The 13,048-nt window shown below is 44.3% G+C and carries 12 protein-coding genes; 2 read left to right on the top strand and 10 right to left on the bottom strand.

The window, feature by feature from the left end; translation table 11 throughout:
- Positions 1-654: 654 nt before the first annotated feature.
- Positions 655-1,908, top strand: coding sequence for an AAA family ATPase (locus L6R44_RS10780; RefSeq protein ID WP_237424158.1), 1,254 nt, complete (start codon positions 655-657; stop codon positions 1,906-1,908).
- Positions 1,905-2,906, top strand: a complete 1,002-nt coding sequence (locus tag L6R44_RS10775) for a ParB family protein (protein WP_237424157.1) — start codon at positions 1,905-1,907, stop codon at positions 2,904-2,906. The genes L6R44_RS10780 and L6R44_RS10775 overlap by 4 nt, the downstream gene beginning before the upstream one ends.
- Positions 2,907-3,340: 434 nt before the next feature.
- On the opposite strand, the gene L6R44_RS10770 is transcribed toward L6R44_RS10775, so the two are convergent.
- The 10 genes from L6R44_RS10770 to L6R44_RS10725 form a co-directional block, all read right to left on the bottom strand.
- Positions 3,341-6,019: a TraC family protein gene (locus tag L6R44_RS10770; protein ID WP_237424156.1), complete on the bottom strand. Its 2,679-nt coding sequence runs from the start codon at positions 6,017-6,019 to the stop codon at positions 3,341-3,343.
- Between the two features lie 8 nt (positions 6,020-6,027).
- Positions 6,028-6,972 (bottom strand): TraV family lipoprotein, encoded by a 945-nt coding sequence (locus L6R44_RS10765; protein WP_237424155.1) that lies wholly within the window; start codon positions 6,970-6,972, stop codon positions 6,028-6,030.
- Between the two features lie 9 nt (positions 6,973-6,981).
- On the bottom strand, positions 6,982-7,728 hold the full coding sequence (locus L6R44_RS10760) for a DsbC family protein (protein WP_237424161.1): 747 nt from the start codon (positions 7,726-7,728) through the stop codon (positions 6,982-6,984).
- Positions 7,729-7,829: 101 nt separating this feature from the next.
- A complete protein-coding gene (locus L6R44_RS10755; RefSeq protein WP_237424154.1) occupies positions 7,830-8,327 on the bottom strand; it encodes a transcriptional regulator in 498 nt (165 codons plus the stop codon).
- 8 nt (positions 8,328-8,335) lie between these two features.
- The gene (locus L6R44_RS10750; protein ID WP_237424153.1) at positions 8,336-9,700 is read right to left on the bottom strand and encodes a TraB/VirB10 family protein; all 1,365 of its coding nucleotides are present in this window, start codon (positions 9,698-9,700) and stop codon (positions 8,336-8,338) included.
- Positions 9,687-10,160, bottom strand: coding sequence for a plasmid transfer protein HtdO (gene htdO / locus L6R44_RS10745; protein WP_237424152.1), 474 nt, complete (start codon positions 10,158-10,160; stop codon positions 9,687-9,689). The genes L6R44_RS10750 and htdO overlap by 14 nt, the downstream gene beginning before the upstream one ends.
- 2 nt (positions 10,161-10,162) lie before the next feature.
- A complete protein-coding gene (locus tag L6R44_RS10740; protein ID WP_442876505.1) occupies positions 10,163-11,332 on the bottom strand; it encodes a TrhK in 1,170 nt (389 codons plus the stop codon).
- Between the two features lie 59 nt (positions 11,333-11,391).
- Positions 11,392-12,159, bottom strand: coding sequence for a type IV conjugative transfer system protein TraE (locus tag L6R44_RS10735; protein ID WP_237424150.1), 768 nt, complete (start codon positions 12,157-12,159; stop codon positions 11,392-11,394).
- 10 nt (positions 12,160-12,169) lie between these two features.
- Positions 12,170-12,487 (bottom strand): type IV conjugative transfer system protein TraL, encoded by a 318-nt coding sequence (locus L6R44_RS10730; RefSeq protein WP_264440568.1) that lies wholly within the window; start codon positions 12,485-12,487, stop codon positions 12,170-12,172.
- A 47-nt stretch (positions 12,488-12,534) separates the two neighbouring features.
- On the bottom strand, positions 12,535-12,888 hold the full coding sequence (locus tag L6R44_RS10725; protein WP_237424149.1) for a pili assembly chaperone: 354 nt from the start codon (positions 12,886-12,888) through the stop codon (positions 12,535-12,537).
- Between the last annotated feature and the right edge of the window lie 160 nt (positions 12,889-13,048).

Raw genomic sequence — 13,048 nt, 5'->3', positions numbered from 1 at the left:
CACGGTCACAAGGAAACCATGCACCACGATTTAACCCCCTTAATCGCCAGACTGCCACGGTCACAAGGAAACCATGCACCACGATTTAACCCCCTTATTTGCCAGACTGCCACGGTCACAAGGAAACCATGCACCACGATTTAACCCCCTTAATCGCCAGGCTGACACGGTCACAATGAACCCATGCGTTGCGATTTAACCCCCTTAATCGCCAGACTGCCACGGTCACAAGGAAACCATGCACCGCGATATAACCCCCTTAATCGTCAGCCAGCCTCGGTCACAAGAGGCGCATGACGCTGCGTTTTAACCCCCTTAATCGTTAGACTGACCCGGTCACAGAGAACCCACGATGCTTTGATCCGCACCCAATAGCGCTAATCTTCTCGATTAAGTGAGAGAAGGGCACTGCGTGTCCCCCCATAATCGCCAGATGCTTATCCTGCAAATCTATAATGAATCAAGCCAGAATATCTGAAAACTAAGTCACAAACACGATAGCGATTTCTGCATTAAACATGTACACTTTACGCATATGCGCTAGATTTACGCATTATACGTAAACTTTACGCATTTGCGTAAAGTTACGTTCTGATGCGTACTCTGATTCAATATGCGTTTAAACTCATTTTTAGTTCACTGGAGCATGACAGTATGAATCTGATTGAAAAAATTGCCTTGGTTGGCCAACGAATGAAATCGGAACAAATCTCACTGAAAGAATCGTTAACGACGGCTTCACGAGTCAATGTTTCAGATGACAGCGTCGATGGCGTTGACCGACTTATTTATAATCACTGCCTTAACAAGAAAAGCCTTTCAGATATTTTTGGTATGTCGCGAGTGACCTTTAATAAAGTCATTTCTGAATTAGAAGAAAAGGGCGTTGTAAACGCACCTATTTACCAGAACAAAAATCATCTGTATACACGCTGGGATGTCCAGAAAATTATGGAAGCCCTCGATTTCCCGCGATACAGCGATGTATATACCAGCAGAGCTATCGTAGCGCAGAACTACAAGGGCGGGACGGGGAAGAGCACCACATCTGTCGCTCTAGCGGTCGCATCAGCACTGGACCTTCAATTGAACGCCAGAGTTTTACTGATCGAGTGGGACCCTCAGGGCTCAATCGGCAGCAATATGATTCAGAACATTCAGGAAGATGATGTTTTTCTCACGATCGTTGATGCCATGCTCGGGATTTACGAAGAGAACTCTGAATATAAAGAGTATCTCAATATGGGTCACTCTGAAGAAGATATAATTCGTAATATGCCATTTACGACTCACCTTCCTAACCTCGACATTATTACCGCATTCCCTACTGATGCCCGCTTTAAAGATCACTACTGGCAATGCTCAAAGGAAATGCGCACTGAGCTCTTATTGCGGTTTAAGAATGTCATACTTCCAGTTCTTAAAAAGAAATATGACCTGATCATTATGGATACACCACCTGAAGACTCCCCAATAATCTGGGCCGCTGATGAAGGCGCAGACGGCATCCTCGTTGCAGTTTCACCGCGTGAGTACGATTACGCTTCCACAACTGACTTTATGCTCACTATAAGCGAACGTTTTAAACAGTCTCCAAGCAAAGGGGAGAATCTGAAATGGTTCAAAGTCCTGGCTGTCAATGTCGATGACAAGAGCCCATATGAACGGATCGTCTTGGATAAATTAGTTCGGACTGTCCAGGACTTGTTTATGACTACCAACATCAAAAACTCAGAGGCGTTTAAAGCAGCTGCATCACGTGGACGCTCCGTATTGGATATCAAAAAGTCAGAAGAACTCTGTCCTCCGAAGCAACTGGATATAGCTGAGGAGTCTGTTAAAACCGTTTATCATCAATTTATTAATGAGATTAAAAGCTTCTCTGTCAAATCCCGGGAGGATGTATGAGTAACGAACAACACATCGGTAGTGACAAATCACGCTACGTCAGCACTCCTAAGCGCACAGAGATAAGACATACTTCTGGACTTGGATCTCTCAAAACTAATGCTCCAGCAAAGAGGTCTTTTAACCTCAATGCAGGTGAGAAGGTCGACGCCACGTTTGTTTTGGTCCCAGCAGCGAACGTGCAGGCCACCACAGTCGTTCACCCATTAAACCCACGTAATCAGGAGGCTCTAAATCCTGGTGCAGTTCGTGACATTTTGGAGCAAATAGAAGCTCGAGGCGTTGATACTGAAGGGATTGCGGTAAAGCAAAATGATGTGTACTTGATAATTGAAGGGAGTCGCCGCCGTTACTGCTGCATTCAGGCAAATAAAGACCTACCGTTATGGGTCCTGCCTGAAACCATCACGGATGACAACATCAGATCTATCATTGCGGCCACCCAAACATCACGTAAATTTTCATACCGGGAAGTTGGTTTGCAATATTTGAAGATTATGCAGGAAAGGAACTTTACTACCAATGAAGAGCTTGCCGCATATCTTGGCATAACACACGTATCAGTTTCGAAGCGAACTCAGGCGGCTCATATTGATTATTCATTAATTGAGCTTTTCCCTGATTGCGAGGCCATTCCAAATTCGTATTATGCTAAATTATCTAAATTTCAAAAATACATTGAGAAAAACAAATTCTTTCTTGATGACGTTGTATCCAAAGTTAAAGCAGAATTAAGTCAGGCAGATGAGCTCGATATTGATGATGCACAAAGATTTGTAATGGATAGGATTCAACTAGCCGTAAATAATTTGGACGATAAAAACTCAAAGAACACCTGGACAACTTATGATCTGGCTAAATTTGAAAACAAGGATAAATACGCAAGAATTAGCACTAATAAGAGCGGCCGCAAAGTTAAAATGGAATTTAATAGGATAAGTGCTGATAGCATGAAGAAAATTGAGGATTTCATTAAGTCTGTTTTAATTAACAATTAGTAACTGAAATTTAAAAACTGTGCTTATAGCACGGTTTTTTTTAATCTCTTTCTTCATATTCCATATTTAGCTCATTTAATCCAGATTAATTTACTTGGTGTCATCTTGTATACAAATTGGCTTATTCATCAATACTAGTACTTCCGTCAAAAACACCACCAAGGTACATTAATGCATACAATTTGGTTACATTACCAGTAAGTCTTGGATTCAATCATTGTCGCCACGTTCCGCAAGAATACTTATTCCCCAACATGCAATCACTTTGGTTACAATTGGCATCCATGCTGATTCTTACACGTGTACAAATAGATATCTAAGTGCAACTAGAATGAAATTAGTGTTTGCGATAATTACTTTAGGACTCTGTTAACCGGATAAAAAACGGCCTTTAAAGGCCGTTTAACTAGTTTAGCAATACACTGCTGCTACCTTTACGCAGCGGCAGCAGAAGTCTCCCGATTGTAGAGGATCTCAATTGCTTCACCATAACTGCAATTGAATTCATCCTGAATATCCCAAAGCTTTTTCCTGTCTGTAGAATCCGTTGTAAAGCAGAGTTCCATTTTGCGGTCCACATATAGACGGGCAATTTCCTGGTAGTTTTCAAACCGCACAAGCATTTCTGAAAATGACCCTTTAACTGTTCGGATATTTTTCATACGCTCATACTCAGCATCGGATGTTGAAAAGTATTTTTTCGCTTTCATCGCTTCAATACTTTCTTTCTCCTGCTTCATAATAATTTTCCATGGTGAGTTTGCAGTAAGCGCTCGTCCCACCGATGAAGAGAAATAGTCCTCAAACGACTGAGTAATACAAATACCGGCACAGTTCGTTTTCCTGAAACGACGCCATGCGGCCTCCAGGAATGAAGAGAAGAACTGGTTTGCGTTGTTACCCGCACCATTTGAGTCATCCGGGCGTATGTACTCCCAGGCTTCATCAAGTATGAAGAGTCTGCGTCGGCCATCTTTTTTAATAAACATGGCATGTTGTGCAGCCTGAATGATAGACATCAATACAACTGTTTGGAGGTGAGGTGTTCCCTTTAACTCTTCAAGCTCAAGAACGACGAATCTGCTGTCAAAGTTAATGGGCGGAAGCGTATCTGTGAATCGGTTGCCATAAATTCCGCCATCACACCACGCTCTTAACTGATTGCCCAAATCCCGGATACGCTTGTCTTCGTGTTTGGAACAACGATCAGCAAATCCAGTTATCGAACCGGTTTTACCCAATTTTCTTGATTCGTTGTACTCTTCGGCAATGAACTGGAGCATTACCGACTGCTGGAAATCATCAATTTGCCCGGTCTCTGACGCCATGATTTTAAGCTGGTTCAGAACCATGATCGTTTGTGAGACTTTGTCTTTCTCTGCGTCTTGTGAGGTTTGTTCGCCATCATATTCAGGCGCATTCGCAAAGGCTCGCTCGTCCTGCACTACATCCGTGAGGAATGCGAATGGATTGAGTGTAAAGTCCGGACTTTTGCCAAAATCGATAAACTGACTGTTACCGTATTGTTCGGCAATACCCTGGTAAGAACGACCGACATCAACCACAAACACCTGGGCCCCATCCGGGTCAGTCGAGTCATAGTCATTGTTTCGAAGATGCTCATAGGCCTGCCTGAAATGAACAAGGTTATTTGCCCGTGGACCGGCCCCAAGATAATTGTTTATCAGATAGGCCGTCCAGAACGATTTACCTGCGCCTGACGTTGCACCGATGACCATATTGTAGCTGGCTGATGTTTTGAAAATATCCAACCCTATCATTTGCCCTTCACGCGAAACGAGAGACAATACAGGTCGGTCAGTGTTGCCTTTCCAGGGCCCGAAAATGGGTGACATATGCGCTGCACCCAGATTACTTACGACATCAAAGCGGTCAAGTTCGTGTATTGTTTTGGGGTCATTACACATTGGCAAACATGACATTAATGATGGGAACACTATGTAAGAATCGTCAGCTACGTTCACCCGACTTTCCAGATAAAATGAACGCATCTGGTCAGCAGCTTCACTGGCTTCTTCCTCACTATTTCCCATTACAGTAAACGTCAGGTAGTTATGAAGTAGTCTTGCCCCGTCTTCAAGCTCACGCGTCACGGCCATGTAATCATTGTCCATGTCTTTTAAACGTGGACAGAAGGTAACTACTGAAGGGATGCTTGCCTGCTTGTTAGTGACCGCTTTATAACGCACATTTTCTTTCTTCAATTTCAATGGATCAGCGAATAAAACAGTTTGGGTTATCATGAAGGGGCTGAAGACTGTTTTCCGACCATGCAGCCAGTTTACAACCAGCTCATACATGCAGCCGAAGTTGACGTATTCCGGAAATTTAACCACAGAGAGTTGCTTAAAATAGCGATGTTCTGTTTTATCGTTGCTCAGTGTCGTTGAGGAAAAGTTGCCTTCAGTCACTTTATACTGGCGACCCGGCACGTTTAACTGTTCGTTGAGCCGCCGGAATGTGTTGACGTCAACAGACCCCTCGGACCAGCGGGAGCTCTGCCCCGGATTAATCAGCTTATCGATGCAATAAAGCCAGCTTTCGGCATTTGCGCTAAAAGCAGGCATGCCCATTGTCAATAATTTGCTTTTGATGTCGGAATAAAGGGAGTCTATTTTTCGTTGTTCAGACTCCGTCGGCAATGCGCCGTTTAATGGAATTGAGAAGGACATCCAGACTTGAAAATCCCGCAGCGAAAGCGAGTCGTGGCCCGGTTTGAGAGGTTTATGCATGCTTCTCTCAAAATAGTCCAGTTGATATGCGTTAAGGAGATCTGTTTTCTCTTTATCATCGCCTGTCATTCGTCCTCCACGGACGGAAGACCAGGCACTTAATTGCAGGGTCAGGTCGGGTAGGGCGGTCAGAGATACCTGGCAAACGGTGTCAACGGGGAATTCCATTTTGAATAATTCAGCCAATACGTCCTGCTGATTATCGAATACACCCGGCGATGGGTTAAAAATAAACATAAATCCCAGTCGATTGCCATCGATCAGAAAGTACGGAGTATCTATGAGTTGGTCAAATACAGGGACATAAGCTCCAAGTTGGTGGCGAGCCAAACCATCATTATATTTCTTTATTGCTTCCATATTTGACCTCAGAGTTGTCTTACGACGCCATTAGGGGAGACAGCTTGTGTTGCTCTCTGCTGCTGTTGCATGTTCTCCCTGGCTGCATCCTGGACTTCAAGCGGTACAATTCGAGCTGGGTTGGCTGTTGAATTCTTTCCAGCGATCCAGGTCTGAGGTTTAACATTTACGTAAACAAATCCAGGTAAATTAAGCGCGTCATTGTCATCAGTGTAAGGCGCAAACGTGATGCGCATGACTTTCCCCTGCTGGAGCACAGCGAGTGGCTCAGGTGCGACTACAGCCTGCTTATAACCCTGGCTTCTGTATTGCTGTATCTGACCCGAACTCAAAGACGGGTTTACTGGCTGGCCATTGTATTTGGAATAAAGATCTCTTGCGGGCGCAATGTCTGAATTAGGGGCAATGTATCGAGGAACTGGAGCTTGCTGATAAGGGCGCACCGTTTTATCGACAACTTCAGCAGCCGGATGGTTGAACGGGTTAACTGATGGCGTTGTAGTTACATATGACGAACCATTTTGTACACGAGCGGATACTGACGTACCGGTAATAGGGCGCGGCGAAATCGTTGTAGTTGGAGCACCATTTTTCAGATTTTGGTCGTACATCACCGGCACCTGGCCAGCAGGAGTCAGTGTAGTTTTGGAATATGTAACGGGCTGGTTCAGTAGTACCGGTGATTTGGGGTATTTAACCCCTCCCGGCGGTGTTATTTGTGTAGGGTATTTAGTGTCATTGGCATTGCCCCCCTCCTTTCCCATATCGGCTTCATCCCCCGAGCTGAAGAGATCATCCCGATTGTTTGTCAGTTCCATGACTTCACGAGGTCCCTTACAGATGACGCCCTTTTCGATTCCTGGGCATTCCGATTCAGAATTGCCAATACAACCGGTCAGATAAGTGGAAGAACCAACGACAAGAAGAGCAAAAATAGATTTTTTAAAGTTCATACCGTGGCCTTATTTTGTCTCAAATGGGTTTTTTAAAAGGGGAGTGATGGACTGTTTTAGCCAGGCGTCAAAATCCTTTGGCACACCGTTACCCGCCAGGCCATCTTCACGAACTACTGATGGCACGCCCTGCAATTTGTATATGCCAGCCAACATTAACGATGCGACTAATGGCTGAGCCTCGCACTGTGCTGCCTCTTTTAGAGGTATCAAACGCTTATTTACTTCGGACCTCTCGCCCATGATCCAGCGCAAAATATCAAGATTGTTTATTTTACCTTTTTCCTTACTGCACCAAAGCTGGCGCAAGTCGTCCTTTACTTCTGGCGAGGGGACCAGAACAATATCAACTCTGTATTTTTCCCGATTTTCGTAGAAATGCTTAACCAGTTCCTGACAACCGTCGCAATCGAGGGTAATAAAAAGCGCGGCTTGACGGGCTAACTTTGGATTCCCGAGCGGAATAACAGATGCTGTGTCCAGTTGAAAAGGCGCGTCACTGAGTTTAATGAAATAGCTTTTCCTTATTTCATCTACTGATAAAACTGGTTTTCTTTTAACAATATCAACGAGACTCCCTCCTGTAATAGAATAGCGACCGTCTGTAGTAACTGCCATTAGTTGAGAGCGTTCGTCTTCAAAGAAATACAGGCCACCTGTTGGGATGTAGATGGCATCACGAGGCTTATAATTTTTCATCTTTGACAGCATATTAGCCAAATCTGAAGAAACGCCGCCTTCTTTAGCCTTGGACATAAGGGCTGAAGCATCATTGTCATTAAAAACCCCCTTAGTCGCCTGCACTCCCAGAGGGGAAAGCAATATCGACAATATCGCCATAGGTAAAAGTAACTTTTTCAATGTGCCGCCTCGGTTTCGTCGTGGGAGTCTATATCAGATGATGTTACGCTTTGAGAAAGCGTTTCGTTGTCGATATAAGTAACGATTTTTACCTTGTTAGGAATTGAATAGGTCAGGGAATAGTCAATTACCAAATAGCCTTCATTGCGATAAAACCGCATTAACTTCGAGAAATATTTCTCGAATCCGGCACTTGGATTTTCATTATCCTCTGATAGTCGGTTGTTTTTATAAAATTCCTTTTTTAACCCGGGCATATCAAGCACGGCAATTTTGGTTGAGGTTTCAAAAGCCGAAGAAAAGTCGATGCTCTTTATCCCTTTATAGCCATAAATACATACCGTTATCAGGACCCCGATTGCGATAATCCAGCGAAGTGCCTTTTCAATATCGACTTCAAAAGCTACTTTTTTCGGGATTTTTATACTGCCAATTCTGACATCGCTTTCGGTGGCTTTGATTTCTGGCAAGTTATCTTTCTGTTCTTCGTTCATAGGTCACCTCAGCGGCTGACTAAGTTCGTTGGGATCGTTGCACCAGTTTGCACGATGAACGTAATGGCACGGCCAGGGCTCACTTCCACGATTGGCCATTGCTGTTCAGCCAGGGAGGTATAGTAGTCAACAAGGCGGTTTAGCCCTCCAGTTGCGGCCCCAGAGCCTGCAAGAGCACCCAGCGCACCAAAATTAGGTGTCTGGTATTGAGCTTGTGAATTAGGGTCAATATTTAGGGAAGAGACCTTGCTAGGGCTCAGACTCCCTGCCAGTGCCGATAAGCCGCCTGCAAATGCCGACCCGGCAATTGCATTGCCGTTTCGGCTGATAAGAGTGCCGCGAATACCGTTTTTGCCATCATTTTCGCTGACTGCATATGCTTCCAGTTTTACATCAAAGGCTTTGCCTTTAGAGTTCACACAAGAAATGGAAGTAGCCCGAATATAAGCCCGTTGCGAAGCAAGATCGCCAACAGCGGACCCCATAAGATTGCAGTCCCTCAAATCCATCGTGAAGTTATTAGGCATAATAATGTCTTTCTTGATGCGCATAGTCACAGGCATCGGCTCAGCCTTAGAAGATAGGCTCGTTGGAGCTTCCAGTCCGTTGATTAACACACCCGTAATAATTGACGTTGCCGGTAAGAACTGTTCATCCTTTCTGGCAGCATGTCGGGCCTTACTGTCAATCGGGGTGGTGCCATCGGCTCCATTACTTCTTTTTGAAGCGTTAGAGGTGCTACCATCGATCTTACCTTCCCGAATTCTGCTCTCTGAAACAGGCGTAACCTGGATGACCCCGTCATTACCGCTGGTCTTGATTGACCGCTGTGTGATGGTGCGCATTGGGTTATTGCGTGTAGGCTCTATTACGCCGTTACCTGAAAACCGGTTGTTGACTGGTGAGTTATTGTTCAACTGATACGGGGCAGGGGCCTGCTCATTAACCAGCTGTTGAGACCCGCGTGGATCTCTTGAATCAAGGCTGCGATTATTGTTGCCCCTGTTATTCTGCATATCACTCAGTTGTTGCGTTACTTGCTGCAATTGAGACTGCAACGCAGCCATCTGAGTTTTTGTTTCCTGCTGAGCCTTTTCAGCTTTTTCCCGGTCATTTTTGGCTTCGTTTTGGTCTATACGGTTTTGCTTAATCATTTCGTCATAGACCTTTTTGCTCTCGTCACTGCTCAGCTTATCGGCTTGCGTATCATCGATAAGCATATTAGTGACCAAATCTTTTTTCTGTGTTTTACTTTTTTTCTTTTCGGGTGTACTGAATATTGACTGGCTGATGATATAAATCAGCGCCACGATTACCACACCCATAGTGCAGTACCGGAATGATTTATTTTCCCAGGCCTTATTTAGTTTCATATCCCGCTCCGCTTTGAGGTGGCAATAATCGTTTTATTTTAATACTGCGTTCCGCTTGAGACATTTGCGGAACTACATAAGGTGTCCCGGCGTGAACCCAAGTATCATGCGCATCATGGCTTTCATTTGAATTCATGACCGAATTTCCGGTATGGTGACCAGTTCCATTTAGCTCATTCTCTTCCCTGATTCGGGTTTTCCTGTTCAGAGCACCATCGTCAGTACTGTTATTGGATGCAGGACTTCCAACAAACTTATTTTCCAGTGTCGGGTCATTTAACACGAAAATAGGTTTTCCATTTGTTGAATTTGCTACATCTTCTTGCCAGTACTCCGTTGGAATGATTGTCACAGAGGCTTTTGGTACATAAGTCGTTATGTAATAAAGTCGCGTGAAACCAAAAACTGCTACACCAAAGGAGAGAAAAAGAAGGAGCTTTAAAAAAGCTACTTTATTCATCCTTATCTCTTAATTAAGCTTGGCCGCGTAGTCACCCGAGATTCACGCTCTTTAAATAGCTTATCCCGAACAATATAGAGCTCAGTTTCTTCTCCCGGCTGCAAAAATGCCTTGTCAAATATGGCACTCGCAATAACACCCTCAGTCACACATTGCTGGTCCGGTACGACCTGACTGTAGGGCTGATCATTTTTTACCAAAATGACGTCAATCAGTTCACGGGCACCCACCAGGCGCTGGCCAAGTTTTGCGTACATGTTGAAATTGCATGGTGATTGCTCTTTCACGGGAATTCTGGATAGTCTTTCTTCCTGAAGACTGAAACCTGACGGTACTTCACCGAGCGCTACCGGTGTGAGGATATCGATGATTCTCTGCTTATGATCGTCTTGTTTTGGATCACTTTGCTGCATATCTTCTTGCTGGGATTTTTCAAGCATTTCAGCGTATTGCTGTTGGTCCAGAGAGGTTTCTCGCTTCTCCTTCATATTCGGACTCAGCGAAGTTGTTACAGATATCATTGCCCCCGGCACATCAAGCGGTACCAATGTCAGGTTGTAAGTTGATTCAGGTACAGAATCTTCAGACAACATGATGCCAATGGGTTTGTCGGTATTGGTGGAGATGAAAACATCTCCTCCGTTCACAAAGATATTGGCATCCTTTTCTGACGTCGATGTACTGACTGAAGCATTTTTAAAAGAAGTTGAAATCCTGTTCTGCAAACCACGGGATACGGGTAAAACAATATTACCTCCTGGTGGCACATTTACGCGCTGTACTTCCTTGTATCGATTTCGGGCTTCCATATACAGCTCATCCGCTTTTGAACCTCCACCGGTCCCCTGTGCATTTTGCTGGACATCTCCTTTAACGGCACGGCCATAGGCATCTAATTGGCCAGATTGCTGCTGTGCCGTATAGCCAGGGAGGGTAGGATTCTTCTCCAGGGCACTGGTGATCGCAGTGACAGCCGGGGAGCTGCTGCTTTCTTTAGAGAGAGTGACCGTTGGCAAGTCAGTTGTCGGCTTCGGTTGCACTGCGTCCTGAATTTTCGGTGCGATTGATTCAGTCATTGCATTTTTGAATGAGTCAGCGCCAACGGGCATTACAACCGGATTATTGATAGTCGCAGGCAGCTTATATTCCTCTGCGTTAACCGCATGGGACATTGCCAGCAAAATAGCCAGGCCCAAAGTACTAAATCTCGAAGTGTTGGTTAATATCATGACTATTTACCTGTCGACGGTGGCGGGTTATCCAGTGTTGCCAATTGCTCTTTGCCATTAACAGTGATTTTTTTGATGTTTGGCGTACCAGCGTATTGGTTTACGTGAGCAATGCGTGGACGACCGTTTTTCATACCGATCACCCATTCAAACGTCCATTTTGATGATTCTGATTTGTCTGGCACATTTAAAAGCGTTGTAGTTTTTGTTCCCCAGACATAGACCATATCGTTTTTTGGATCAAAGTAGATATCGTTTGCACGGAAAGTCTGATCCACGCCACGAGCTTGCATAATACTGATTTGGCTTTCCAGAGCCTCACCAGTTTTGGCTTGGAGTTCCGGCGATAACGAATCGAGAATGTAGTTCATTACGAACTGTATATTCTTAGGGTTTATATTCCCAAGCATGGTGCTGTAGAACATTGCCCACTGAGTTTTATAGGATTCAGAAGCTTTATTTCCAACCAAAGTCACTTCTTCTGTCATATTAGGTGGTGTCACTATCGTGACTGGATTTGTCATAAAGACGATTTTAATCACTAAAACACCGATAATTCCTACACAAACCAAATTTGTTGTGACGATCCTGCTGCTCCGAGAAATCAGTTCGCTATAAGCAATACCAGCACCTGATTTTTTGGCTTCTGGACTGAAATTCTTTTTTGTATCAAAGAAACGGCCCGAAAATAAGGTTTCCGCTTCTTTATTAATTTCATCTTCTTTTTTATTAGACCCAAGAGCAGTCTGCATTTTTTTCAAGATATCCAAAACTGACTCCTTAGGAATATAGATTTCTAATAAACGGATCAGTGAAATACCGGCTATTGAACACTGATTTACCTGGGAAAAAACCAAGCCACCACATTTTATGCCTGAGAACACCTCTGACACCGAGCTCTGCGGCTTTGTTATAAGCAATCCAGTAAAAAGCAGCTAGGCATGTCGCGAGAGTAAAACACTCAAAAATATTTCCAATTGCTAGCAGAAGAAATGCCACTCCCAGCTTTTTGGCATCCCAAAAAAGGATAAGCAAAGGCATATTTACACGGAAAGGGAACCGGTAAGTGTGTTTTGGGATATTTTGTTGCTCAGACATTTTGTTCCAAAGAGGGGGGCACCCCCCTCATCGCAGTGAAGGGGAGCTTAAAGGGCGATACCTGCATCCATAAATGTGCTGATGATCTTCTCGCCATTCGCCATTACCAGCATCATGAATGCTGAAACCAGAGCAATACCCGGGTTCGGCTTGATGATGGAAAAATAGAAAGCAGAGAACAGCATTGCAGCAGCCATGATTTTACCCGGCGCACCAGTCATACTTTCACTCATATATGACCAGACATCACCCAGAGCACCGTCATCTGAGCCCGCATAAGACAGCGAGCAAATGCAGAGGCTCATAATTAGGCACAGTACAACTTTTCCGGCCTTTGATTGAATGAAGCGTTCAATTGCTTTTTTTTCGGTATACATACCGTGATTCAACGTCAGTTCCATATTCACTCCACTAAGTTGATTTGGGATGGGTCTATTGCAATTGAATGATACTTTTTTAATTACCCGGACGATTTCACTAAACCCCATCATTTTTCCTGCATAGCATCTCGCATTCAGAGCAGACCAATCAGGTGAGCTAAAAAAGTAACTTTATGGAAAG

The sequence above is a fragment of the Enterobacter cloacae complex sp. ECC445 genome (assembly GCF_021892025.1).
Classification (GTDB): domain Bacteria; phylum Pseudomonadota; class Gammaproteobacteria; order Enterobacterales; family Enterobacteriaceae; genus Enterobacter; species Enterobacter chengduensis.
This window is presented reverse-complemented; position numbering and strand designations above follow the sequence as displayed.